Raw genomic sequence first — 26,092 nt, 5'->3', positions numbered from 1 at the left:
CCCGTCGGACGGCAACTCAGTCCTCAGTGACGGTTTGGGATAATGACTATGCGTATTTTTGTCACCGGTGCGACCGGTTTTCTTGGCTCGGCCATCGTTCAACAACTGCTTGCTGCCGGGCATCAGGTACTGGGGCTAACGCGTTCTCAGCGTGGGGCCGAGGCTTTATCAGCCTGGGGCGCAAAAGCACATTATGGCGATCTGGATAACCTCGCCAGTTTGCAGCACGGGGCAGATCTTGCGGATGCAGTGGTTCACACCGCTTTTAATCATGATTTTTCTAACTTTGTCGCCAACTGTGAGGCTGACGGAAAAGTGATTGCCGCTATGGGGAACGCGCTGGTGGGCTCGACTCGCCCGATGGTGATCACCTCTTTTGTCGCTATGGGCGCAACCGAGCCGGGCAAACCGGCGACGGAAGAGGGGTATAACCTCCAGACGCTCAATCCGCGTAAGGCCACGGAAGTTGCCGGAGTCAGCCTGCTTGAGCGGGGAGTTAACGCCTCTTTTGTACGCTTGCCGCAGGTGCATGACACCTTCAGGCAGGGGCTAATTACGCCGCTTATTGAGCTGGCTCGCGACAAAGGCGTGGCGGCATATGTTGACGAAGGCAAAAACCGCTGGTCGGCGGTACACCTGAGCGATGCCGCTCGTCTGTATGTCCAGGCGGTAGAGAGAGGTATAGCGGGGGAGCGCTACAACGCCGTGGCGGAAGAAGGGATCGCCACTAAAACGATCGCCGAAACGATCGGGCAGGGGCTTGGGGTGCCGGTACGCAGCATTGCCGCCGACAAAGCCAGCGATCATTTTGGCTGGCTGGGGAGTTTTGCCGCACACGACATGTCGGCCTCAAGCGCCGCCACGCAGCAAAAAACTGGCTGGCGGCCAACGGGACCGGGGCTGATTGAAGACTTGCAGAAGATGAAATACCGCTAATTGCCCATCGCCCGGCTAAAAACCGGGCGACGGGATGACAATCAGAAGCGAACTTCGGCGCCAAAGATCCAGGTTCTGCCTCGTGCAGTGTTTGCCCGGCTGGCATCATCTCCAGGCCCGGGCATCATATTGAGCTTGTTCAGCGCCTCGGAGTAATCCCGGTTCATCAGGTTTTGTACCGTGAGTTTCAGCATCAGATTACGGTTCACCTCATAAGTGCCGTAGAGGTCGATAATCGTCGGGATCTGCGGTAAATCCTCTTTAACGATGGCCCCGGTACGCTCATCGGTTTCAAAATCCGGCGACAGCCGCCGTGCTTTACCGGTGTACTTCACTATCGTCCCGAGGGTCAGAGCCTTATCGAAGAAGCGCACGCCGGCATCCAGCGTCATGTATTTCCGTGGCAGCTCGGTAATATCCCCCGCGCCAAAGTAGGTGCTGGCGATAGACGTGGGCTGGTCGGTCTGCTGCTGGCTGAAGGAGAGTCGGCTGAAGGCGAAGCCTGCGTCGTAGTCCATCTCCAGCTCCACGCCGTGAGCGGTGACGCCGGTGGCCGAGTTCACGTAAATGTACATATTGTCGCTGTACTCGTCGCTGATGTCCGCCCAGTCATTGCCCAGCACCTCGGTCATATTGCATTTTCTACCGCCGGTACAAACCTGATAAGACTCGCTGAAGATATAGTTCTGGATCCTGCTGCGGTAGGCCAGCGCCTTAAAGCGCAGCGAGTCGTGCTGAACGAGCAGATCTTTGGTGTCGATATTAAATCCGGCCTGCCAGGTTTCTGCGCGTTCAGGTTTTAAGAACGGGTTCATGGATGCGCCGCCGGAGTTGGAGAAAAACATCTCCTGAATATTAGGCGCACGCATCGACTTACTGTAGCCGACAAATGGCTGAAGCCACGGCGTAGCCTGGGCCGACAGCTGGACCGATGGGTTAAAGCCGCTCTCTCGCTCATCGACGTCGTAACTTCCCTGGGGGACGCAGACAACGCGTTCGTCACAGGGCGGCTTATGCCCGGTGATCCTGTTACGCGTGTAGTTGAGGTTAAGATCTGCCTGCCAGATACCGCGCGTCACCTGTAGCCCGGTATATAACGCCGAAATATCCTGCCGCCCGGAAGGGGCGAATGGATTGTTTTCGATCGCCTCGTGGTTGGTTTTCTCATCGCCTGCGGCAGCATTAATGAGTTTGGTGTAACGGGTACGCATTAACTTGCTGCCCAGCGTAAACGCCAGATCGTTATCGCCCAGGCTAAAACGGCTGGTATTGTTTATATCCAGCGCATCGGAACGGTTTTGCGCGGACGTGCTGTAAAAAGTAAACAACGAATCATCCCGGTATTTCTGATCGCCGCGGCTGGTGCTGGCCGTGACGTTAAAATCAATTAGCTCAGAGAACGGGGCATAGTGATATTTAATATAATAATCGTCGCTGGTGATGTCCCGGCGGGAGAATCTATTTTCATAGGTTCTGGCCGACAGTTCGACGCTATTGAATTCGTTGGGCTTAATGTCCATTTTATAAAGCTGGGATTTCGGGTTCTGCTTCATAAATTTATCGTAACCAAACTCTTCACTATTAATGCCTGAGCCGTTCGAGAAATTAGAATAAACAGAACTGCCGCTGATGGCGGCCATTGCGCCAAAGCTCCCGGTATCGGTAAAGGCGTCTGTTCTTCCGGCCGTCGCAATCATCCCGCTGCGCCCGATCCCGTTGCTGCCCACCGAGAAGCGCGACCGCAACCCGTAATCATTCCCCTTAAAAATCACGTCATCGACGCCGAGGGTGCGCATGTTTGCGCTGCCGGCAAGGGCGTTGATTCCCGCGGAACCACTGCTGTCCCCACGCGTGACGTCCACGCCGACCAGGAAATTCGGGTCGATAAGCACCCCGGCCTGGTTGTTAGTGGAGCCGTGAACGGTCGTGCCGGACGTGGTGGTGCCGTAAAAGCTTTGGGTGATGCCGTCCACCATCGTGTTAACCCGGCCAAAACCGCTCATCCCGCGAATGTTCACGCTCACCGTCCCCTGGCCAGGATCGATTTGGGTATAGGTGCCAGGCATACTACGGAGCGTGGCATCCAGAGATTGCAGGTTTTTATCCGTGGCGCGGGAGCTGGTTGCGCCAGGTTTTTCCAGCGCCTCTTGCTCGCGGGTAATATTTCCGGCGGAAACATTAAGTGGGCTAAATACCGCCGAGCCTTTTTTATTCCCGCTGTTTATTTCATTATTGTCTTGTGCCGCCACGCCGGCGCTGAGCAATAGCATGCCCGAGCCGAGAGTTACGACCAGTTTATTAACGTTCATACGTGTCCTTGAAGTATTGTAATAAAATAAAAGTTATTTTTATTATTATGTTAACTGAATATGCCTCCCCATTAAGGGAAGGCTTCCAGGTTAGCGCTGTTTATCTGCCTCCAGAATAAAACTATATTCAAGGGCGGTATTCTCCAGGCGTTTTATTCGGCCTGATTTACCGCCGTGCCCGGCCTGCATCTCGGTCATCAGAAGGATTTTGCCGGAGCCCCGCTGGTTTTCACGCAGCTTCGCGACCCACTTCGCTGGCTCCCAGTATTGCACCTGCGAGTCGTTGAGGCCGCTGGTCACCAGCAGATTTGGGTAGTGCGAAGGCTTAACGTTGTCGTAAGGACTCCAGGATTTGAGCCGCAGATAGTCCGTTTTGCGGTGTGGGTTGCCCCATTCGTCATATTCTCCCACCGTGAGCGGCAGGGATTCGTCCAGCATGGTTGTCACCACGTCCACAAACGGCACCTGCGCCACTACGGCATTAAAGAGCGTGGGTTGCTGGTTAATCACGTTGCCCATCAGCAAGCCGCCAGCGCTTCCGCCCATGGCGTAAAGCCTGCCAGCCTGCCCGAAGCCCAGCTTAACCAGGCCGTGGGTCGCATCGAGAAAATCATTGAAGCTGTTGGGCTTGTTTTCCAGCTTCCCTTGCTGATACCAACGCTGGCCAAGTTCACCCCCGCCGCGAACGTGCACAATAGCGAACACAAAACCGCGGTCCAGAAGGCTGAGCCGGTTGGCGCTGAAGGCCGGATCCATGCTCATTCCGTAGGCACCATAGCCGTAAACCAGCAGCGGGCTGTGGGCCGGTTTGAACATTTTTTTGTTATACACCAGCGAGACGGGAACCTTCACGCCGTCGCGGGCGGCGATCCAGATCCGCTCGCTGTGGTAATTCTCCGGCGAGGTGTTATTGACCTCCTGGCGTTTTAGCAGGGTGCGTTCCCCGCTGGCCAGATCCCATTCATAAGTGCTGGTGGGCGTGGTCATCGAAGAGTAGCCATAGCGCAGCTTGCCGGCCTGTGGCTCCGGGTTATAGCCGAGCCAGGCCATATAGCTGGCGTCATCAAACTGTAGCGTCTGCTCACTGTGGTTCAGCCAGTTAATCTTACGTATCTGGCTCAGCCCGTCCCGGCGTTCAGCCACCACCAGCCAGTCTTTAAACAGGGTGAATCCTTCCACCATTTTATTGGGTTTGGGCGCAACCACCGCCTGCCATTTATCGCCGGGCGCGTGGCTTTTATACAGCCCAAAATTGGCGCTTTCCTGGTTTGCTCGCAGGTAGAACTCCCCCTCAAAATGGTCGAGATAATATTCAATCCCCGGCCTGCGGGTGACGAAAAGTACCGGGGGTGTTTCGGGTTTATCCGCATCGATCAGGCGGGCTTCTGATGAGGTGCTGGCACTGAGCGTGATGATTAAATAGCGGTCCGAAGCCGAACGGGAAAGCCCAAGGTAATAGCCGCCGTCAGCCTCTTGATAGACCAGCACGTCCTCGGCAACAGGCGTGCCGGGGCGATGCCGCCAGACCTGCGAGGGCACCAGGGTTTGTGGATTATTGCGGATATAAAACAGGTAGCGCCCGTCATTAGACCAGACCATATTCCCGGAGGTGTTTTCGATCGCATCCGGGAGCCATTTTCCGTTGTTCAAATCGCGCAGCGAGAGGCGATACTGGCGGCGGCCCGTCGTGTCCTCGGCAATCGCCATCATCTGATTGTCCTGACTGACGACCAGGCCATTTAGCTGATAATAGGCCTGGCCTTTGGCGCGCAGATTGCCGTCCACCAGCGTTTGCCAGTCACCTTCGCCCCCGACGAGCTGCCGCTGGCTGACGGTGTATTCCTGCCCGGCCAGATAAACATCCTGATAGCGATAACCGTTTCGCTGGAAGGGTACAGAGCGGTTTTCCGGGCTCATGCGTGCGACCATTTCCTGATACAGCGTGTCCGTTAACGCGGCGGACGGCTTCAGTACCTCGCGGGCGTAATTATTCTCCTCCTCAAGATGACGCCGCACTTTCGCGTCGCTACGGCTGTCATCCCTGAGCCAAAAATAGTTATCCACGCGAACATCGCCATGCTCAATAAGCTGGTGGGGAATTTTGGGCGTAACCGGGGGCTGCGGCGCGTCGGCGATTGCCCAACGGGCAGATAGCGAACAGGCGAGGAGCAGCGGGGTGGCTTTCCATAGTTTTTCCATGAGGCGTCCTTAATGTCGGGCGATGGGGCACCCTGCCGAATATTCAGCATAAAGTTAACGTTCAGGTTGTGGGGCTTAGCGCTAGCTTCGGCTAAGTTCCGTCAGGTCGAAATTGATTGGCATTGTGACGTTATACACGCCTCCCTTTAAGCGTTCGACGGGCGGTTTCGGCAGCGGCTGGGCACGTTCTAAAACGGCCACGGCTTCCCGATCAAGCGAGCGTGTTCCCGATGAACCGGTTAGAGAACTGGCAACAACTTTGCCCGCAACATCCACGGTAAACGTCACCACTGCGATGCCCGTTCTGGCTCGCTGACGGGCGTCGCCGGGGTAGCGTTTGAAGCGGTTGAGATGGCCTTTGACCCGGCTCTCCCAGCTATCCTGCTGGCTATTTTGCTTCTCGGCATCGCTGTGGTAAGGCGCGGCAACACGTGAGGACACCACGCTGGGCTGAGGAGCGGCATTGGTCGAGATGGCCGCCTGGCTGCTGTCGCTGGTTTGCTCCCTGACGTTGCGCGGTGGGAGAGGTTTTTTCTTTTCACCTTCGACAGCTTTTTTCCGACGAGTGACTTCAATCACCGCATCTTTGGCTACCGGCAAAGGCTGCTGTTGCTTGTCTTCAGCCTGCTGCTTTTCTTCTGCCGCCGCTGACTCCTGCTGGGCAATACCCACCGGAAGCGGGACTGGTGTCGGCGGGGCTTCGATATCGTCGGCCCATTGTAGCATCACGGCGGGCGCAGGCTGCAGGGCTGAGGGCGTGTCAGACACCTGCCAGATTAGCGCTAAAAAAAGGCCTCCGTGGAGAAGCAGAGACAGCGTAAAACCCGTGCCGCCTCTGCCCGCCAGAGAAGGAGTCAACGTGTCTGTCATCGACGGTTACCGTTTTGCCGGAGCAGGCGCAACAAACCACACATAATCAGCCTGATCTGCCGTGATATTCATGCCTTTTTCCGCCAGCATCAGCACTACCGGCTTCGAGGTGGGAGACAAGTCCTCCATATGCAGCGGCACGCCGATGCTCCTGGACGCATGATATCCGCCTGCAATCAGTAAAGCGGGCGTTGGGGCGTTCAGCAACTGTTGGGCCATGTAGCGATCGCGCTGCTGCTGAATCGCCAGCATTGACGTCAGCTGTTGGCCTTCGATGTTGCCCCCGTGCATGGCAATAATCGTTTCTTTCAGCGCGGCCTGTACGGCGGGCGCGGTTGATTTTTTCCCTTCCGGGAAGCGCGGGTCTTTATAAAGACGCATTATCTCATCGCGGTTGATATTGGCGTTGAGTAAAGGTGAGGGCGCGCGCAAGGCTTCGGTCACAACGCCGCCATACATCTCCCACGGCCAGCCTTTCTGCCAGTGAAGCAGTTCCTGAATGCGGCTGTCCCGCACCTGCGGCTCCTCTTTGAGCCAGGCCTTCACCTGGGTGACGCGCGGCTGTTGGCTGGCGGTCAGCATCTCCAGCAAGACGCTGCCCTGAGGGCGCTCTTTTTGCAGATTCTGCAGCAGCCAAAGCTCAATCTGGTGATGTTCGGCGTTATCGTGCTTTTCGCCGACGATAAGCCGCTGAGCGCTGGCGAGTTTGGCCAGCAGCTGTCGTTCTATCAGCGTTTCGCCACTCTGCAAATCAATGATTTGCCCATGCGTGACGGCGACATGGCTTGCCGCTTGAGGAGAGGGAGAGGTTTGGCTGCAGGCGCTGAGGCCCAGGCTGGCTAACGCTATCAAAGACGTAAGGATCAATTTTTTATGCATATCTTTTGCCCGGAGGTAGCCTTCACTGGCTGTTAGTCTTGATGTCGATCAATTTACCGCGGGCAGGATGTTAACAAATAAAATATTTAAATGATACTCATTATCATTTAAATATTCTTACAGGCAGGTGATTTGAGCGAGAGTTAGCGTTGATAACAGCAAAAATGCCGCCTGATGGCGGCATCTGTAGAGCAAAATAGCGTGATTGCTTAGCGAGTGTAACGCGGCGCTGGCTGAGAAGCGCTCAGATGCGAGCTAATCACCCGGCGTTCAGCCTCCCAGTTATCCCATTCGCGGCCATCCTGCAACGAAGGAATGGTCACCTTTTCACCGGCATCAAGGCCGACGAGCGCGGCATCCACCATATCTTCCGTGCTCATCACCCAGCTTTGCGGCAGATTTTCGTGGCCGCCCACGCCGGGAATATTCCAGAAATCCGTGGCCGTGGCGCCAGGCAGCACGGCCTGAATACGTACGCCGGACTCCGCCAGCTCCTGCTGCAAAGAGTGACTCAATGCCAGCACGAACGCTTTGCTGGCGCCATACACGCCGTTCAGCAATTCAGGGGCAATAGCGACGACCGAAGCAATGTTAATAATGGTGCCGTGCCGGCGGGCAGCCATTGCCGGGGCTGCGGCATAGGTCAGGCGAGTTAACGCAGTCACGTTGAGGTCTATCATCGCGGTCATTTCATCCACGCTGGCTTCCAGCACGCTTTCTTTTGAGCCAAAGCCCGCGTTATTCACCAGCAGCGTAATAGACTCGTCGTTTTTTAGCCGCGTTTCGATCTGCAGCAGCTCTGTCGCGTTACCCAGATCGGCGGGAACGACCTCCACCGATTGCCCGCTTTCTTCACGAATACGCCGGGCGACCTGGTTCAGACGGTCCGTGTTGCGAGCCACCAGAATCAGGTTATAACCGCGTTTAGCCAGGCGGGCCGCGTAGACGGCGCCGATCCCGCCGGATGCACCGGTGACGAGGGCTGTGCCCGTAGATGTGTTGCTCATTGTGTAGCTCCTGAAAGGGGGTTAATTGACGAAAGCAACATTAACACTGGCTTTTTGTGTCTCAAATGTCATATAACCGTCTTTTTATGACATCATCAATCACGGCGGTCTGTCACATGCAAAAGGTCGGTTTTGTTGTTACCCCCGGGTATTCCACCATGGGATTCGCCGTCATTACGGCATTTGAAGTGGCTAACCTGATGGCGAGCGAGCCGGTGTATGAGCTGCATTTGCTGTCTGAGCAGGGCGGCGGGGTGCCTACGTCGGCAGGGTTTGAGGTGATGACTGAGCCAATGGCGGATACGCAGTACGATCTCCTGCTGTTCGGCGCCACGATGGAACAGGCTTCCCCCGCGACGATTGATTTTGTTCGCCAGGCGGCGGTCTATGCGCGCCGCGTGGCCGCCGCCTGCCTCGGGACCTTTTTATTGGCCGAAGCCGGGTTGCTGGAGGGCCGGCGGGCCACCACGCACTGGATGTATGCGCGAGATCTGCAGCAGCGTTTTCCGGGCATCAGCGTGGAAGAAGATAAGATTTTTATTTGCGACGGGCCTTACTGGACCTCTGCGGGGATGACGGCGGCCATCGATCTTGCGCTGGCGCTGATTGAAGACGATCTGGGGGCTGATATCGCCCGCACCATCGCCAGGAAGCTGGTGCTCTATCACCGCCGTTCCGGTGGGCAGTCGCAGTTTTCCTCCCTTCTTGAACTGGAGCCTAAATCTGATCGTATTCAAAAAGTGATGACTTACGCCCGCGCGCACCTGGAAAACGCCTTGAGCGTGGAAGAGCTGGCGGCGGTGGCCAATTTATCGCCCCGGCAGTTTAGCCGCAGTTTCCAGGCGGAAACCGGGCAGTCGCCCGCTCGCGCCATCGAACATTTGCGTCTGGAGTCCGCCCGTATGCTGCTTGAAACCAGCGCCCGCTCCATCGACGAAGTGGCCCGGCAAACTGGGTTTGGCGAGCGGGACAGAATGCGCCGGGCGTTTCTTCGCGCCTACGGCCAGCCTCCGCAGGTGATACGCCGCCAGGCGCGAGGAGATGAAGAACTGCAAGCCTAAAATTGGCAGTGGCGAGAGGTTTTTATCTCTGTACACTCAGTCGGATAATGGCCTGACTGAGAGGGAAAAACATGGCGAATTTAGTCTATTACGTTGCGGCGACGCTGGATGGTTACATTGCCGATCGGCAGCATCAGCTGGACTGGCTAATGAACTTCCCGCTGGGGGATGACGCCACGCCATACGATGAGTTTTATCAAACCGTCGGGGCGGTGATCATGGGGGCGGAAACCTACAGCTGGATCCTGGAAAACTCGCCAGAGGCCTGGCCCTATGCCGATGTCCCGGCATTTATCGTCACGCACCGTTCGCTATCGGTGCCTGAAGGGCAAAATATCACGCTGGTACAGGGCGAAGCCGCTGACATTTCAGCACTGGCCCGCGATGCCGCCAAAGGCAAAGATGTCTGGCTGGTTGGCGGAGGCAAAACCGCCGCTATGTTTGCCGAAGCCGGAGAGCTGCAGCGCCTGTTTATCACCCAGATCCCGGTCGTTATCGGGGCGGGGATCCCGCTGCTGCCGGTGAGCAAGGCGTTGAGCCTTAAGCCTGTTACACAACGGGTGCTAAAGAGCGGTGGCGTTGAGTTTGTTGCTGATGTGAATATGACATCCCAGCCCATTTAAGGGCCGGGATTATTTTTCACTGCCAGGATTATTCACCGGAAACATCGAAGACAAAAACATCGATTTTTTTCTCTGTAATCTTTGCTTTTAGTCTCTTTTTCAGTGCTTCAGCTGTTTGAGGCACTGGACCTTCATTCGGTGTGGGAACGGCTGGGGCTTTTTTTAACCCGAACCAGAAAATACCGTAGATACCAAAACCTTGTGCGTCCGGATCCCGGGTATAGAAGCGGTCGAGTTGCTGCTCGACAGCGGTCCAGAGCTCGGCATGATAGTGTCGTTTCAGTTCGATAACCAACTTCATACGCGGGCCCATAATACAAATATCAGCGCGTTTGTCAGAGGACATATGCCCCTCTGGTTCAACATGAAGTCCCAGGGGGCGTAACCGGCCCCGAAGCATCTCGACAAACGCATCCCGGCAAATTTCCTCCGGTTTGGGATTATCAATTCGTCCGTAGCTGTCTACATTCCAGAATTGTTTGTGTGGATCGGTATTCGCGCCGGCGATCTGTTGCCCGATAGTGCTAATGAGATCCATCACAAGAGCCTGGAGATCGGCAATATTCGCGGGTATACCGCCTGAGAGCGACTGCTGTACCTCCTGCCATGAGGGGCGCCTGAAATGGGCATCGGCGTACCGCACACGCTGAGTTGTCAGCGCATGCTGGAGATGTTTCCGGTAGCTTTTCAATGCGTCATCTGTGATGAGCTCAATGAGCGCATCAGTGGCCGCCTGTGTGGGGGTGGCAGAGAGTTTTTTTATCCGTGCAATCACAAAATCGCTGGCATCCCAGGGATTACAGTCACCGCTCCAGCCATCATGTGGGTGGTAGGTTAGAGCCTGCCTTGAACCCACCAACCTGATTGCAAAGGTCTCAAGTTTAATGCTTATAGGCTGCGCATCAGCATGTAACCGTTCCTCTCGCAGGTTAACTGCATTCCGAATCGCCCAGATAAAGGGTGTGACCGTGTCGGCCTTTGCCTGGGTAATGGCTTCTTCACATCCTGGAACATCAGAAAGTAGTCCGAATACGGTCCAGAGCATCCAGTCGCTGGCGCTGCCTGTCGCGATCGCGGATTTAAGACCTGTTGGTATGATTTCGGCAAACTGCTCAGGTGCATCAACAAAGGCACATGCCGTGAGGCTTTTCAGCGTGCGCCCTGTACAGGTGATGAAGTCACGAAGTAATAACATGACATAATGGGCACGGATACCGGCGAGTTCTGGGTAGCCGACAAGTTCTGCAAGTCCTGCTACATGCTCTCTGCCCAGCTCGATATGGTGGCGGATGAGTAGGGCATAGGTTTCGGCCACGAAGGTGGGGTTATTCTCAAGAAGTTCACGTTGCCAGCTATGCTGTCTTACGCTGCTCTTTTTGCCCTCGGTAATAAAAGTGGAACACAAGCGATCGACTATCAGGGCGGCGCGGAGGCGATTCTCGTCAGTTTCCGCCAGAAGAAATCCCTTATTGTGGCCCTCACTGAGTCCCGCCATGAATGTGTACCAGTCACCTCTTTCTTCGTACCGTGTATCACAGTCGAAGATTTCCTCAACGGAGGGGTACGGACCGCTGAAGGCCAGCGACTCGGCTGTCTTTAACGCCAGCTCAGCTCTTTCCGCGCCCAGTTCATCGATCAGGCGATCCCGTGGGGTGGCTTCAGCATCAAGGCCTATGCCAATGGCGTAATAGAATAGCCCTATCATGCCAAGCCCTTCTCTGTCGGTACCTGCTTCAATGGCGGAACGGTGTGTATCAAAATACTGTTGATTGTTGCGTCTTTCCGCCTGCCGCAAGGTGTTCTGATGAGCTAGTCGGCGCATCATATCAAGGCGTTCATCCTGAATTTCACTTATCGATAATCGTTCTATGATGGTACGAAATGCGGCATTGTCCTGCATTTCTACCAGTTCACCGAATGATGCTACTACGCTGGTACCTGCCTGTAAGGCTGAATACAATGCTATCTCAAAATAAAATGGACGAGTGGAGTCAGTGGCTGTTCGCATGTCCGTCATGGCACATTCGAGGAGCAGAGACCAGTCCGTGGTCCGGGCTAACAATCGGTTCAGGTCGTGAATTGCACGCCAGGGTTCATGGTTGCCTGCGTGAACGGCAAGATGCTGCGTGATTAAACGGGCCAGTAAGGGACGGTTGCTGGCCAACGTCTCACCTAATACCCTGTTACATTCGGGATAATATTCCTGGCTTAGCTGGGTGAGCTTATCTAGCCAGCGTAGAATCTTTTCCGCGGCAGGCGTCACAGGGTTAATGATTGCGCGACGCGCGAGGTTACTGAGAATGCGGGTCACACCTGAGAGGTTCAGGTATCGAGAGCCGTCATCTGCCACGGCATCCGGAAGGGTAAAATCGTCCAGAATAGTTATAACATCCCTATCAGGGATGGCTTCATCCAGACGCCAGAAAGCCCCTATTGGCAAATGATCTTCCTCGTGGAATATCGCGCTGAGGAGGGACATCACTGCTTCAGGCTTCACCCCCCGGCCGTTCAGTTCGCGAATGATATATCCCCTGAGCGGGATGTCTTCCCGGGTATCTGACAGACAACTCAGCATGCTCCGGACCCTATGCAGCCCGTTTTCACTAGTCTGAAGCAGTAGATCAACCGCAGTTCGCCGCTCATTCAATAAGATGGCTGAGTTTTTGGCTACATCGCAGAGCACGTCCGCCATGCTCTCAGCGAGATGGCCTTCTTTGATCGCATCAAACACAATGCCCCGCAGGCTATGGGATTCGTGCTGAGTGAGCAGAATGTCTGAGAACTGGGGTATCAAATCCGTCTGGCCCAGGCCGGATACCGGCGTTTCCCAATGTCCTGAACGGAACCATGGATCACTCTGAGCAAGCCGGGATAAGGCATTAATCAGATGGCAGCGTGCGCCTGGGCTTAACGACGCCGGATCTCCATATGTCATGACGCCGAACGGATCGGCATCAATCAACACGCTGGCCTGTTCTGGCAGGTGGACCGCAAGCCAGGCATGAAGACCACGAAGCTCGGTAGTGGGTATACCATTCTGGGTTATCAAGGCAATGATCCTGCCTGATGGAAGCCCCTGGCGAACCCGATCAGCCAGCCACTCTGCTGCAACAAATTCTGCAAGCGTTCTGTGCAGGTAATCCGCGGTTTCGTCGGTCGTAAAGAGGCGGGAACCCAGCGCATTTAGAAGATGAGTCCTGGGAACCAGAGAAATCTCATCGTACCCAGGGCAGTCTTCACTCGTCCTGTCTTCCTGCAGCGCAATGCCTCGAATGTCACTGATAAGCCGAAGGGCACAGGCTGCCCCAGCGGCTTCTTTCTGTTGCTCCGCTGTGGCGTCGTGTTTGGCCAGACGCCTGTGGGCAATGTCATGTTCAGACAGTAGCAGATTTACCGCATTCGCAAACAATGCCCGACGTGTGGCCGGCCATTCTCCGGCTTTGGCGTTCACCTGATTCCATAACATTGTTAGCGTCTGCGGATTATCCAGCATTGACTCCAGTCCTCGCGAAACGGCCTGTTCAATAAACTGTTCGGGCTGTAAAGCTCCAAGAGTTCGAAGCAATGTGGCCTGTTCGGCAGGGGAAAGCGGCTCCAGGACGAGGATAATGAACTCCTCATCTGTGCCGGTTACCAGGTTAAGCGTTGACAGGTCGTTATCACCCAACCAGTCTGCAGCCCGGCATGCAAGGCGCACGCAGAGAATGTTGAGCTGTACAAGCTTCCCGGCAATCCTGTCAATGACACTGTCGGCGTCTCTGCCACTGCGCTGCTCATCCAGAGCATCAATAAACAGGTGAGTAATGCCATGAAATTTACTGTCTGGATAAACGAGAAACTGCCTTGCTGTGAGGTAAAGTCGGCTGTCTGCTGTCGCGAAAAAACGAAATAGGTGTGTCTTCCCGGCACCTGGTGTGCCCAGCAAAACAAGATGCCGTTCATTGTCAAATACAGAGAAAAGACGCTGTTTTGGCTCTTGTTCCGAAGTGCCGTGCGTATCTATCTGACGTACCAGACGATCAACCATGGTATTTTTCATTTCCCTTTCATGACATGCTGGGCGGGTAGAATGCTAAGCTGTTAAATTATCTTATATTATCTCTCGTCGGCGATAAACAATGAAGCCCGTAGCAGGCGGTGGTCGCCGATCGTATTCGGTTGGTATATGGCTGGAAACTGGACTACAACATCAGGTCTTTGCGAAAGCGATAGTATTCACGCATTTCGTAGAGTTGTAGATGATCATCCATATCTTCGAATCCTTCCGTCATTAACCGGGCAGAGGGATGCCATTCTTCTGCACTTCCCCGAATATCAGGCAGCGTTTGCTGGGGTGTCATTGCCCTTTTTAAATTTTTCGGTAAATCGGCTGGCGAAACAATCGTCAAATCGGCAAATCGATAATATTTATAGGTGGCATCTTCACCGGGGCAGGATTTCCAGCGCGTTGATTTTGCTCGATCCTGTTCAAGATTTGAAAGATGGAGCGAGAATGAAAAATACCAAATTTCTGTATTGCCGCAGAAATCGGTTATCTCAATATAATGATGATATCGGTTGAGTTTTCTTAACGGTTTACCGTCTACTTCTCCGGATGCTGACGCGGAAAAATAGTAGTAAAAAGGCGTACTGTTAAATGAGAATCCTCCCTGATTTGCATATTTACTGGGAAAACTATGCTGGCGCATACTACGTGGCGTAGAGCAGATGGTTTTATTTATCCCTACAGGTGAACGTTCTTCAAGTGCATCAAAAATCTGCGATCTGCGAATACCGCCGATCAGCGAAGTTATGCTGAGGGCATGATCGAAGTCGAGTGTTTTTGAACTGGCGGAGTTATAAATTTTAACCCGAAAATGAGGCCCGTAAAGATAGCGTTTTAGCCAGGTTGTTTTTATCAATAATACATGATTATTCCCCCGCATATTATAGCTCGCCAGGCGGGCACTTCTTCCGCTTAGCTTGATAGCGAGTATGGCTAGCATCAGAGAAAAGAATGAGAATACATGAGGAAGATATTTCAGGATCTGTTCAACAATCAGGTGGAACATTAATGCATTTCCTTTTCTGCCCATAAGGTTAGATGAAAGCGGTCAGGGAATGCTCCCAACATAGACCAGTACGTTATTTATTTCCAGCACGGACACGCTGCACGGTTGTTATCGGAACAGGGCGTGCATACGCCATCCTTGTGAACGGTGGCGTTACATCGCAAAGGAAGGTGGCAGGCTATGGATGAGCTATTATTTTCGGTACAAGCTGCCCCGGCCCGACCTCGCTCGCCCCCAGATTTCTTCATCCGTCAGCGTGGTTTCAATAAGCTCAATCGGGACGCCATTATCGTTAATGACGGCCACAAAAAAGTCATCAATGGGTTCATACGGCCCCAGGATAACATCCTCTCCTTCGATGGCCTTTGACAGATTGTCAACTTTGAACGCTACGTGTGGCACGGTTTTTAGCAGTGGGTGCAGCGGCGATTCATCGGTAAATCTGTGCCACTGGACGCGAAATTTACCCGGATTATCGGCGGTGTACATCCCGGCTTTTTCACTGTGCGTGCCTTCAGTCAGACCATCCTGTAAGGGAATACCAAAATGATGGAAGGTGTAAGTTACATCAGGCTTCATGCTGCCTCGCTGATTGGTTTCGTCACTGTTTTCGATACAGCCCAGCCATTGAGCTAGCTGGGCTGAAAAACGTATTTTGCCATTACTCCGTCTGGCGCGCGGCAGAAAAATCGTTGGCACGGCGCCAGCGAACCACATCAAATCCGATAAACATAAGCAGGCTGAGGCCAAGCACCGGCATGGCAACACCGAGCAGAATCGCAATAATCAGAACCGATACTCTTCCTCGGAGGGATAAATCGTACCAGCTCTGCGTCAGCGTCAGGAGCGGATTGTACCTGGCAGGCGTGGGGCGACGTATCCACCACAGGCGGTAGCCCATGACAATCATTACGCATAAGCCCGTACCGAATGCGATCAACAACAGTTGGTTAACCAGGCCAAACAGCACGCCCATGTGAAAGTCCACGCCCCATCGGGTCAGCTTTGCCATCAGGGGAAACGTTTCAAATCTGGTGCGGTCCACGACTCGCATCGTGGCAACATCGATAGCCACAGCGTCGACCTGAGTCGGCCAGCCGCGATCAATTTCTGTCACAGTCCAGGCTTTGTCGTGACCTTTGGCTGGCCTTATCTCGATAGCGTTTGCATCAATCCCGACGCTTTGTGCTAACTGACGCGTTTTATCAAACAGGGAAAGATCCGGCGACATATCCATGTTCATGGGCATAGTCATCCCGGCATGATGCTCTGCATGCGGATCCTGAGCACCGTTTGTGCCGCTGAGTTGCGTTTTAAGCTGAGGAGTTTCCCAGTTTAATGCCGCTCGCAGCAGATCCACATTGCCGCCTGCCCACTGCGACCAGGTTAAACCGGTGACAGAGAGCACCAGCATACCTGCCAGCAGTAACCAACCGAGGGTCACATGCCAGCGGCGGGTACGCTGGACAAGATTATTCATTCGGCGTTTGGGGCGGGTATAAAACCAAAGTGCGATCCCGCCGCAGGCGACAATCCACATCCACGAGGCGGCTAATTCACTGTAAAGCCTGCCTGCGGAGCCTAATAACAGAGAGCGATGCGCATAATCAATCCATTGCCGCAGAGGCAAAATGCCCGAGGTACCATAGACCGTCATGTCTCCCTTTACGGCCAAAGTGATGGGATCGATGAATATAGCCCGGCTTTCAGAACTCCCCAGGCCCGGCGCGTTAAACATTACGCGGGTTGTCACGCCGGGGAGTATTCCCGGACGAACGGCGTAGAGCGGCAAATGCTCGCCCGTGACTTGCCTGGCCACGGCAATCTGTTCAGCAAGCGAGTGAGCTTCACCGCTTGTGTTTGCCGTTAGCGCATCATGATAAATAAACTGCTCCAGTTGAGGCGTGGCAACGTAAAGCGTGCCGGTTAGCGCAGCTACAAAAATAAAAGGCCCTACAAATAAACCAATAGCAAAATGCAATCGACGTAGAAAATTTATCCAGGCCGCGCGCGGGGTGCAGGTGGTCATACTTTTCCTTAATACAAGCAAAACGAAGTTATGGCGTTAAAACGCCCATATTTTAGTTTTCAGCAGGTAAAGTCGTTTATGCCGGAGGCGCGCGAGGATGAGGATAAAGCCAGGCAAAGAAATGCCGTATTTCGAGTAAAGGTGATGAGGGCTGAAAGCCCTGGAGCAAGAAAAGAGTGTGAAGGGGGGTAATTAGCTCTGGCTGTAAGCCTGGCATGTGCGACATCAGCACACAGTAACCGCAGGCCTCAGCGTGATCGACGGGCATCAAAACCGGTTTATGCCCGGCGTGGTGCTCATGCATTTCCATCATAGGGTGATGCATCATGCCTGGCATCGTCGGCATCGGCGATTTTTGCAGAGAAATCGAGACGAGCGGCGCCACAACGATCAGGGCAAGCGCAAACAGCGCCAGTCCTGCGGCGATAACTCTGCTACGACCACGATGAAATCGATTCTCTGCCATGCTTCCCCCAGACTGCCGGAGGAGTGTAAATGATTTGAAGCGGTGAAGTTAACAAATGTTGTTAGTGCTGGCACTGGCCTGCCGTTTCTTCAGATCAAAAAGAAGAACCGCCCAGGGTGTATGGCGGGCACATGAACCCCGATAGATTCGCTGAGTTTGTTAAATTTTCTCAACCAACTGATAATTATATAAAATATTAAATTATCAATAGCATGAAAATTACGGTACTATACCCCCCTACAGTACCTAAGGGGCGGTTATGCCACACTCTCCGGAAGACAAAAAACGTATTTTGACCCGCGTCAGGCGCATTCGCGGCCAGGCCGAGGCGCTTGAGCGCGCGCTGGAAAACGGCGACCCGTGCCTCGCCATTTTGCAGCAGATCGCTGCCGTTCGCGGGGCAGCCAACGGCCTGATGGGCGAAATGATGGAAATTCACCTTAAAGACGAGCTGGTCACCGGCGACACCTCCGAAGAGCAGCGCGCGCTGCGGATGGCGGAAGTCGGGAATTTGCTGCGCTCTTATCTAAAATAAAAACACCCCCACCAAAAGGAACAAAACAATGAAATCACGTGCTGCGGTGGCCTTTGGGCCGGGTAAACCTTTAGAAATTGTGGAAATCGACGTTGCGCCCCCGCAAAAAGGTGAAGTGCTGGTTAAAATCACCCACACCGGCGTTTGCCATACCGATGCTTTCACGCTGTCCGGCGACGATCCGGAAGGCGTATTCCCGGCGGTGCTGGGCCACGAAGGCGGCGGCATCGTGGTGGAAGTGGGCGAGGGCGTGACCAGCCTGAAGCCGGGCGACCACGTTATTCCGCTCTACACCGCAGAATGCCGCGAGTGTAAGTTCTGTAAATCCGGCAAAACTAATCTCTGTCAGGCCGTTCGCGCCACGCAGGGCAAAGGCCTGATGCCGGATGGCACCACCCGCTTCTCCTACAACGGCGAGCCAATTTATCACTACATGGGTACCAGCACTTTCAGCGAATACACCGTAGTGGCGGAGATCTCTCTGGCTAAGGTCAACCCTCAGGCGCCGCTGGATAAAGTGTGTCTGCTTGGCTGTGGCGTGACCACCGGCATCGGCGCGGTGCACAACACGGCAAAAGTGAAAGAGGGCGATACCGTGGCGGTATTTGGCCTCGGCGGGATCGGCCTGGCGGTGATTCAGGGCGCGGTGCAGGCTAAGGCCGGGCGAATCATTGCCATTGATACCAACCCGGAGAAATTCACCCTCGCACGCGAAATGGGCGCTACCGACTGCATTAACCCGAAAGATCACGAGCAGCCGATTCAGGATGTGATCGTTGAGCTGACCGACGGCGGCGTGGATTACAGCTTCGAATGTATCGGCAACGTGAACGTGATGCGTTCCGCGCTGGAATGCTGCCACAAAGGCTGGGGCGAGAGCGTGATTATCGGCGTTGCCGGGGCGGGGCAGGAAATTAAAACCCGCCCATTCCAGCTGGTGACTGGCCGCGTCTGGCGTGGCTCAGCGTTCGGGGGCGTTAAAGGCCGCACTCAGCTGCCGGGCATGGTGGAAGAGGCAATGGCGGGCAAAATCAATTTGGATCCGTTCATTACTCACCGCATGCCGCTGGACAAGATCAACGAAGCGTTTGACCTGATGCATGAAGGCAAATCGATTCGCACCGTGATCCACTTCGGCGAAGAGTAAGCAGTAAAAAGGGAAGGCGAAATGCCTTCCCATATAGCGTTAAACCAGGGGAGGCCAAAAGCCTCCCTTTCGTTTTACTGCTGCAGGTCGAAACGGTCGAGATTCATCACCTTTGTCCATGCGGCGATAAAGTCTTTGACGAACTTCTCTTTGGCATCCTGGCTGGCATACACTTCCGCCAGGGAGCGCAGCACGGCGTTAGAGCCAAAGACCAGATCGGCGCGGGTGCCGGTGTATTTTACTTCTCGGCTAAGGCGATCGCGGCCCTCAAACACTTCGGAGCCTGCGTCAGCGGCTTTCCATTCGGTGCGCATATCCAGCAGATTGACAAAGAAATCATTCGTCAGTTCACCCGGGCGAGAAGTCAGCACGCCGTGCTGGCTTTCATCGTAGTTAACGCCCAGCGCGCGCAAACCACCGATTAAGACCGTCAGCTCAGGAGCCGTCAGCGTCAGCTGCTGTGCCTTGTCGATCAGCAGCGCTTCGGTTGAGGTTGCATTCGCAATGCGGCGATAGTTTCGGAAGCCGTCGGCGGCCGGTTTCAGCAGCTCGAAGGACTCGATGTCGGTCTGCTCCTGAGTGGCGTCCACGCGCCCCGGCGTGAACGGTACTTTGCTGTGGCTGGCCTTCTCAATGCCTACCACACCGGCCAGCACGATGATGTCCGCCAGCGACGCTTTGCCGGATGCCTTTTGAATTGCTTCAAGCACAGGTAAAGCACGGGCCGCCACGGCGTTCACTTCCCAGCCGCGCTGCGGAGCAAGTGCCAGCCGCGCCCCGTTGGCACCGCCGCGTTTGTCCCCGCCGCGGAAGGTTGAGGCAGATGCCCAGGCCACCGAAACCAGCTCGCTGACGGACAGGCCGGAATCCGCAATCGCTTTTTTCAGCGCGTCGATATCGGCGCTGGACGGCGCGTGGGTAGCTTTCGGCAACGGATCCTGCCAAATCAGATCTTCTTTTGGCACTTCCGGGCCGATATAGCGCGCTTTTGGCCCCATATCGCGGTGCGTCAGTTTATACCAGGCGCGGGCGAAGGCTTCGTTGAAGGCCTGTGGATCGTTCAGGAAGCGGCGAGAAATTTTCTCGAACTCTGGATCGAAGCGCAGCGTCAGGTCGGTCACCAGCATCGTTGGTTTGCGTTTTTTGGACGGATCAAACGGATCGGGAATGATATCCGGGCCGTTGGTCGCCTCAAACTGAATGGCGCCTGCCGGGCTGCGGGTTTGTACCCAGTCGTAGCCGAACAGGTTTTCGAAGAAGTAGTTGCTCCACTGGGTTGGCGTTTGCGTCCAGACCACTTCGAGACCGGAGGTTATGGCATCCGCGCCGACGCCGCTATTGTAGCTGTTTGCCCAGCCAAGCCCCTGCGCCTCAAGCGGAGCATCTTCCGGGTCTGCGCCAACGTGGGTGGCGGCTGCAGAGCCGTGGGTTTTACCGAGCGTATGGCCCCCGGCAATCAGGGCGACAATCTCTTCATCGTCCATCCCCATGTTGCCGAAGGTGGCGCGAATAGCAGGCGCTGCGGAAAGCGGGTCGCCGCTGTGCTCAGGGCCTTCCGGGTTGACGTAAATCAGACCCATTTCGGTCGCACCGAGCGGAGCCTGTGCCAGGGATTCCGGGTGGCGGTGCTCAAGCCACTCTTTCTCAGCCCCCCAGTTAACGTCGAGATCTGGTTCCCAGACATCTTCGCGCCCGGCACCAAAGCCGAAGGTGCGGAAGCCCGCATTTTCCAGCGCCACGTTACCGGCGAGAATAATCAGGTCTGCCCAGGAAATTTGCTGACCATATTTTTGTTTAATTGGCCAAAGCAGGCGGCGGGATTTATCGAGGCTGACGTTATCCGGCCAGGAGTTAAGAGGCGCAAAACGCTGTTGACCGCGTCCGGAGCCACCGCGACCGTCGCGGGAGCGATAGGTTCCTGCACTGTGCCACGCCATACGGATAAAGAGACCGATATAGCTGCCCCAGTCGGCAGGCCACCAGGATTGAGAATCCGTTAACAGCGCTTTGATGTCGCCTTTCAGGGCGTAATAATCGAGTTTGCTAAATTCTTTGCGGTAGCTGAAGTTTTCATCCAGCGGGTTGGAGCGGTTGGAGTGTTGATTCAACAGGTCGACGCGCAGCTGGTGCGGCCACCAGTCCTGGTTGCTGGTTCCCTCGCCGGCAATGTCCGTGCTCTGGCCGTGGTTAAATGGGCACTTTCCTGCGCTCGCTGAGGAAGCATTGTGTAAGTCAGTAGAATTGCTCATTTTGCTCTCCGTTATATGTATGCCCGATAACGATAATCTGTACGATCAATAATTAATATCTGGATGGGCCTACGAATTTGATAGCCGTTGCCTTTTAAACACAAAATTTTACAGCCCTATTATTTTAGTTCTGATTGAGTGGTTTGCAGGAAAAACCCGTCTGATTGTCTGGAAAATAGACGAAGCGGCAAGAAGGCTGGCGGGAGATACAGGGGAAGGACAGATGAACGCTCACGCAGGGCGGCATTCATCTGTGAAAAGCGGTTACTGAGCCGTCGGCTTCAGCAGGGTTTTTTCCGGGGTTTTCTGCGCCAGGAATTGCTGCTGGAAGATGCACATCCGAATGGCATCGCGGTACTGGCCGTTAATGAAGAACTCGTGGATCAGCTCGCCTTCCACGATAAAGCCCAGTTTTTTATAAATATGTACCGCTTTTTCGTTCTCTTTATCGACAATCAAATAGAGCTTATAGAGATTGAGCACGGTAAAACCGTACTCCATGGCCAGTTTGGCCGCGCGCGAGGCGAGCCCTTTGCCCTGGAACTCCGGCGTGATAATTATCTGAAACTCCGCCCGGCGGTGGATGTGGTCGATTTCGACCAGCTCAACCAGCCCGGCATTCACGCCGTTGCAGTCGATGACAAAGCGGCGCTCGCTCTGATCGTGAATATGTTTGTCATACAGGTCAGACAGCTCCACGAAGGCTTCGTAAGGCTCTTCAAACCAGTAGCGCATGACGCTGGCGTTATTGTCCAGCTGGTGGACGAAGCGGAGATCTTCGCGCTCAAGCGGACGAAGACGAATAGGCAGTTCGTTACTCATAGCAAATCCTTGCGCTGATGATGGTGAGGCTTCTTAAGCAGAAGCCTCGTTTGAGAGGGGAACTATTATGGATTGATCGCGCGGCCGGTGCGACGATCCAGGCAGCGCAGGGTGTTCGGCTCCCAGTAGGCGTTCACGTTGGCGCTCTGCTGGCATTTGTCGAAGGTATCCTGGGCGGCATCTTGTTTGGCCCAGTCTTTGTCCCCGCGCGCCGACTCACGGTCGAACACTTTTTCGTTATGGCGGTTGATCTTCTGGCGCAGGGTACGGGTGTCATTCCACTGCTCTTTTTCTTCCGCTGCGCGCTGGCGGGTCAGGGAGTTCTCCTGACCACCGACGCCGTTCGTTCCGCCCGGAACAACGATTACGTTAGTATCGGCCTGTGTTGGCATAGAAACCATGAATGCAGCTCCCAGCAAGGCTAACGGCATCCATGACAAAGACTTACGAAGGATTGAGTTCATTGCGATTTCCTTTTTAGTTTAATAAAACTAATCATATCATTGAGGCTGATTCGTGCCTAACGTCAGAGTTAGTGGGCATCATTATTACTGAAGAAAAGACAATATGATCAAAACAACGTTGCTATTTTTTGCCACCGCTTTGGCGGAGATTATTGGTTGTTTTCTGCCCTGGCTATGGCTTAAACGCAACGGCTCTCCGTTGTTATTGCTGCCGGCGGCGCTGTCGCTGGTGATTTTTGTCTGGCTTTTGACGCTGCATCCGGCGGCCAGCGGGCGGGTCTATGCGGCCTACGGCGGGGTTTATGTGGTGACGGCGCTGCTATGGCTGCGCGTGGTGGACGGCGTGAAGCTCAGCGTTTACGACTGGACCGGAGCGGCCATTGCTTTCTGCGGGATGCTGATCATCGTTGCTGGCTGGGGCCGGGCCTGATCGCTATGTGGTCAGATGAAAAAACGGGGCTGCAATGGCCCCGTTTCACTATGACTTTCGCCAGAATTACCCTTCGCGATGGACGCTCAGACCGGCAAACGTCTGGCTGACCGGCATCATTTCCAGCGTGTTGATATTGACGTGTTTCGGCAGCGTAGCCACCCACCAGACGGCCTCGGTAACGTCTTCCGGCGTCAGCGCGTTGGCGTTTTCGTAGGTTTTGCCTGCTTTGTCATCGTCGCCCTTAAAGCGCACGTTGGAAAACTCGGTGCCGCCCACCATGCCCGGTTCGATGTCGGTCACGCGAACGGCCGTTTTATGCAGGTCGGTACGCAGGTTCAGGCTGAACTGGCGCACGAAGGCTTTGGTCGCCCCGTAGACGTTGCCCCCGGCGTAAGGCCAGCTGCCCGCGGTGGAACCGATGTTAATAATGTGGCCGCGATTGCGCTCGACCATGCCCGGCAGCACGGCGCGGGTCATATAAACCAGGCCTTTGTTGTTGGTGTCGATCATGTTTTCCCAGTCATCGACGTTGGCTTTATGCGCAGGCTCCATGCCCAGCGCCAGCCCGGCGTTGTTGACCAGGATATCAATCTGTTGCCAGTCGGCCGGCAGAGAAGCCAGCGCTTCTTCTATTGCCGCGCGATTGCGCACATCCAGCTGTAGCGTAAACAGGTTGTCACCCAGCTCTTCTTTAAGCTCGAGCAGGCGTTCCTGACGGCGGCCGGTGGCAATAACCTTATGGCCATTCTTAACGAAACGGCGGGTAATGCTTTCACCAAAGCCCGCGGTAGCACCCGTAACCAGTACAATCATCTCTCTGTTCCTCAACGCTTTTGTCCGGCACTACCTTAGCACGCTAACGGGCCACGGTAATCTTAGTTTTTCTTTTAAGAAACGAAGCTAAATGCGCTATAACTAACCCACATTTCAGGTCACCGGGAGTAGAGGATGTTGCAGAGCAACCCGTTTTTCCAGCCGAGTTTATTGCCTTATCAGGCCCCGCATTTCGACGAGATAACTAACGACCATTACCGACCGGCTTTCGATGAAGGTAAGCGCATCAAACGCGCAGAAGTCGTCGCCATTGCCGGTGATCCGGCTGAGCCTACGTTTGAAAATACTTACCTGGCGCTGGAGAAAACCGGTGCGATGCTGGGCCGCGTGACTACAGTGTTCTACGCCATGACGTCGGCGCACACCAGCGATTTCCTGCAGCAGCTTGATGAAGAGTTCTCCACCGAACTGGCTGAGCTTGCCGATGAAATTCGCCTGAACGACACCTTATTCGCCCGGCTGAATCGCGTTTATCAGCAGCGCCACGACCTCAATCTGGATGCGGAATCCCTGCGGCTGGTGGAAGTGACCTGGCAGTCGTTCAAGCTGGCGGGCGCCACGTTAAGCCAGCAGGATAAAACGCAGCTGAAAGCGCTGAACAAAGAGAGCGCCCAGCTCACCAGCCAGTTCAACAATCGTCTTCATGCGGCGGATAAAGCCGGTGGCCTGGTGGTTGACCATGCTGAGGCGCTTCAGGGCCTGACCAGCGCGGAAATTGCGGCTGCGGCGCAGGCTGCGGCTGACAAAGGCCTGCCGGGGAAATGGCTGCTTCCGCTGCTGAATTTTACCCAGCAGCCGGCTTTACAAAGCCTGAGCGACCGCGCCACGCGAGAAGCGCTCTTTGAGGCTGGCTGGACGCGTGCCCAGCGCAACGATGCGAACGATACTCGCGCCATCGTCGCTCGCCTGGCTACGCTGCGGGCTGCACAAGCTCAGCTTTTGGGCTTTGAAAACTACGCGGCCTGGAAAATGGCCGACCAGATGGCGAAAACCCCCGATGCGGCGCTGCGCTTTATGCGGAACATCGTCCCTGCGGCCACCGGGCGGGCGCGCCGCGAACTGAAAGACATTCAGGACGTTATTGATGCCCAGAACGGGGGATTCCAGGCCACGGCATGGGACTGGCAGTTTTACGCCGAGCAGGTGCGTAGCGCGAAGTACGATCTCGATGAAGGGCAGATTAAACCGTATTTTGAACTCAACGGTGTGCTGACTAACGGCGTATTCTGGGCCGCCAGCCAGCTCTTCGGGCTGCGTTTCGTGGAACGTTTTGACATCCCGACTTACCACCCGGATGTGCGCACCTGGGAGATTTTTGATAACGATGGGCGCGGCATGGCGCTGTTCTACGGTGATTTCTTCGCCCGAGACAGCAAAGGCGGCGGGGCGTGGATGGGGAACTTTGTCGAGCAATCCACGCTGTTTGACGCCATGCCGGTGATCTACAACGTATGCAACTACACCAAACCGGCCAGCGGCGAGGCGGCACTGATTTCATGGGACGATGTCATAACGCTGTTTCACGAGTTCGGCCATACGCTGCACGGCCTGTTTGCTACCCAGCGCTATGCGAGCCTTTCGGGGACCAACACGCCGCGAGATTTTGTGGAGTTCCCTTCGCAAATTAACGAGCACTGGGCGAGCCATCCCGAGGTCTTTGCCAATTATGCCCGGCATCACCAGACCGGCGAGCCAATGCCGGAGTCGCTCCGCAGCAAACTGTTCCGCGCCGCGCAGTTCAACAAAGGCTACGACATGACCGAGCTGCTGGCGGCGGCGCTGCTGGACATGAACTGGCACAGCCTGGCGCCAGACACGGCCATTGACGATGTGGCGCGCTTCGAAGCTGAAGCGCTGGAAAAAGAGCACATCAAGCTGGCCGAGGTGCCGCCTCGCTACCGCAGTAGCTATTTTGCCCATATTTTTGGCGGCGGCTACGCGGCGGGTTACTACGCCTATATCTGGACGCAAATGTTAGCGGACGACGGCTATCAGTGGTTTGTGGAGCAGGGGGGGCTCAGCGCCGCAAACGGTCAGCGCTTCCGGGAGGCGATTCTCTCAAGAGGCAACAGCAGCGATCTGGAAGCGTTATACCGAGACTGGCGAGGGCACGATCCGCACAGCGAACCGATGCTGAAAAACCGCGGGCTGGCGGAGCAATAACGGCAAAGAAAGCGC

At 55.1% G+C, this 26,092-nt stretch carries 21 protein-coding genes; 7 read left to right on the top strand and 14 right to left on the bottom strand.

Features of this window, described 5'->3' with window-relative positions; all coding sequences use genetic code 11:
- The first annotated feature begins 48 nt into the window (after positions 1-48).
- Positions 49-936 carry an SDR family oxidoreductase gene (locus tag F3J28_RS06955; RefSeq protein WP_166874510.1) on the top strand — a complete coding sequence of 296 codons (888 nt, stop codon included), beginning with the start codon at positions 49-51 and terminating at the stop codon, positions 934-936.
- 41 nt (positions 937-977) lie between these two features.
- Here F3J28_RS06955 and F3J28_RS06950 read toward each other — a convergent pair whose 3' ends face one another.
- From F3J28_RS06950 to F3J28_RS06930, 5 genes are all read right to left on the bottom strand, one after another.
- Positions 978-3,245 carry a TonB-dependent receptor domain-containing protein gene (locus F3J28_RS06950; protein ID WP_166874155.1) on the bottom strand — a complete coding sequence of 756 codons (2,268 nt, stop codon included), beginning with the start codon at positions 3,243-3,245 and terminating at the stop codon, positions 978-980.
- Between the two features lie 90 nt (positions 3,246-3,335).
- Complete coding sequence (locus F3J28_RS06945) at positions 3,336-5,444, bottom strand: S9 family peptidase (protein ID WP_166874153.1); 2,109 nt, start codon at positions 5,442-5,444, stop codon at positions 3,336-3,338.
- Positions 5,445-5,525: 81 nt separating this feature from the next.
- Positions 5,526-6,314, bottom strand: coding sequence for a cell envelope integrity protein TolA (gene tolA / locus F3J28_RS06940; protein ID WP_166874150.1), 789 nt, complete (start codon positions 6,312-6,314; stop codon positions 5,526-5,528).
- A 6-nt stretch (positions 6,315-6,320) separates the two neighbouring features.
- Positions 6,321-7,193, bottom strand: a complete 873-nt coding sequence (locus F3J28_RS06935) for a ChaN family lipoprotein (RefSeq protein ID WP_166874147.1) — start codon at positions 7,191-7,193, stop codon at positions 6,321-6,323.
- Between the two features lie 209 nt (positions 7,194-7,402).
- The gene (locus F3J28_RS06930) at positions 7,403-8,200 is read right to left on the bottom strand and encodes an SDR family NAD(P)-dependent oxidoreductase (protein ID WP_166874145.1); all 798 of its coding nucleotides are present in this window, start codon (positions 8,198-8,200) and stop codon (positions 7,403-7,405) included.
- Between the two features lie 116 nt (positions 8,201-8,316).
- Between F3J28_RS06930 and F3J28_RS06925 the strand changes: the two genes are divergently transcribed.
- Positions 8,317-9,261 (top strand): GlxA family transcriptional regulator, encoded by a 945-nt coding sequence (locus tag F3J28_RS06925; RefSeq protein WP_166874142.1) that lies wholly within the window; start codon positions 8,317-8,319, stop codon positions 9,259-9,261.
- Positions 9,262-9,332: 71 nt separating this feature from the next.
- Positions 9,333-9,884, top strand: a complete 552-nt coding sequence (locus F3J28_RS06920; RefSeq protein ID WP_166874139.1) for a dihydrofolate reductase family protein — start codon at positions 9,333-9,335, stop codon at positions 9,882-9,884.
- 28 nt (positions 9,885-9,912) lie between these two features.
- On the opposite strand, the gene F3J28_RS06915 is transcribed toward F3J28_RS06920, so the two are convergent.
- From F3J28_RS06915 to F3J28_RS06895, 5 genes are all read right to left on the bottom strand, one after another.
- Positions 9,913-13,923, bottom strand: a complete 4,011-nt coding sequence (locus F3J28_RS06915; protein WP_166874137.1) for an NACHT domain-containing protein — start codon at positions 13,921-13,923, stop codon at positions 9,913-9,915.
- 142 nt (positions 13,924-14,065) lie between these two features.
- Entirely contained in the window at positions 14,066-14,935 is an 870-nt protein-coding gene (locus F3J28_RS06910) for a hypothetical protein (RefSeq protein WP_166874134.1), read from the bottom strand.
- 192 nt (positions 14,936-15,127) lie between these two features.
- Positions 15,128-15,514 (bottom strand): hypothetical protein, encoded by a 387-nt coding sequence (locus tag F3J28_RS06905; RefSeq protein ID WP_166874132.1) that lies wholly within the window; start codon positions 15,512-15,514, stop codon positions 15,128-15,130.
- 82 nt (positions 15,515-15,596) lie between these two features.
- Positions 15,597-16,964, bottom strand: a complete 1,368-nt coding sequence (locus F3J28_RS06900) for a PepSY-associated TM helix domain-containing protein (protein WP_166874130.1) — start codon at positions 16,962-16,964, stop codon at positions 15,597-15,599.
- A 76-nt stretch (positions 16,965-17,040) separates the two neighbouring features.
- A complete protein-coding gene (locus F3J28_RS06895) occupies positions 17,041-17,430 on the bottom strand; it encodes a DUF2946 domain-containing protein (protein WP_166874127.1) in 390 nt (129 codons plus the stop codon).
- A 259-nt stretch (positions 17,431-17,689) separates the two neighbouring features.
- On the opposite strand from F3J28_RS06895, the gene F3J28_RS06890 reads away from it, so the two are divergent.
- Positions 17,690-17,965 (top strand): metal/formaldehyde-sensitive transcriptional repressor, encoded by a 276-nt coding sequence (locus tag F3J28_RS06890; protein WP_008459160.1) that lies wholly within the window; start codon positions 17,690-17,692, stop codon positions 17,963-17,965.
- A gap of 28 nt (positions 17,966-17,993) precedes the next feature.
- Entirely contained in the window at positions 17,994-19,112 is a 1,119-nt protein-coding gene (locus tag F3J28_RS06885) for an S-(hydroxymethyl)glutathione dehydrogenase/class III alcohol dehydrogenase (RefSeq protein ID WP_166874124.1), read from the top strand.
- A 74-nt stretch (positions 19,113-19,186) separates the two neighbouring features.
- Here the strand turns inward: F3J28_RS06885 and katG are convergent, their stop codons facing one another.
- The 3 genes from katG to F3J28_RS06870 form a co-directional block, all read right to left on the bottom strand.
- A complete protein-coding gene (katG, locus tag F3J28_RS06880; protein WP_166874122.1) occupies positions 19,187-21,361 on the bottom strand; it encodes a catalase/peroxidase HPI in 2,175 nt (724 codons plus the stop codon).
- A 264-nt stretch (positions 21,362-21,625) separates the two neighbouring features.
- Positions 21,626-22,183 carry a spermidine N1-acetyltransferase gene (gene speG / locus F3J28_RS06875; protein ID WP_008459155.1) on the bottom strand — a complete coding sequence of 186 codons (558 nt, stop codon included), beginning with the start codon at positions 22,181-22,183 and terminating at the stop codon, positions 21,626-21,628.
- A 65-nt stretch (positions 22,184-22,248) separates the two neighbouring features.
- On the bottom strand, positions 22,249-22,647 hold the full coding sequence (locus tag F3J28_RS06870; protein WP_008459153.1) for a DUF1283 domain-containing protein: 399 nt from the start codon (positions 22,645-22,647) through the stop codon (positions 22,249-22,251).
- 103 nt (positions 22,648-22,750) lie between these two features.
- Here F3J28_RS06870 and F3J28_RS06865 point away from each other — a divergent pair, with 103 nt between their 5' ends.
- Complete coding sequence (locus F3J28_RS06865; protein WP_166874119.1) at positions 22,751-23,077, top strand: YnfA family protein; 327 nt, start codon at positions 22,751-22,753, stop codon at positions 23,075-23,077.
- Positions 23,078-23,143: 66 nt separating this feature from the next.
- Here the strand turns inward: F3J28_RS06865 and ydfG are convergent, their stop codons facing one another.
- Entirely contained in the window at positions 23,144-23,893 is a 750-nt protein-coding gene (ydfG, locus tag F3J28_RS06860) for a bifunctional NADP-dependent 3-hydroxy acid dehydrogenase/3-hydroxypropionate dehydrogenase YdfG (protein WP_008459146.1), read from the bottom strand.
- A gap of 135 nt (positions 23,894-24,028) precedes the next feature.
- On the opposite strand from ydfG, the gene dcp reads away from it, so the two are divergent.
- A complete protein-coding gene (gene dcp, locus F3J28_RS06855) occupies positions 24,029-26,077 on the top strand; it encodes a peptidyl-dipeptidase Dcp (protein ID WP_166874115.1) in 2,049 nt (682 codons plus the stop codon).
- The last annotated feature ends 15 nt before the right edge of the window (positions 26,078-26,092 follow it).

Origin of the sequence: Enterobacter sp. Ap-1006 (genome assembly GCF_011752835.1) — a bacterium.
Classification (GTDB): Bacteria; Pseudomonadota; Gammaproteobacteria; order Enterobacterales; family Enterobacteriaceae; genus Cedecea.
Note: the sequence above shows the minus strand (reverse complement) of the source record. Positions and strands in the feature narration are given on the sequence as shown.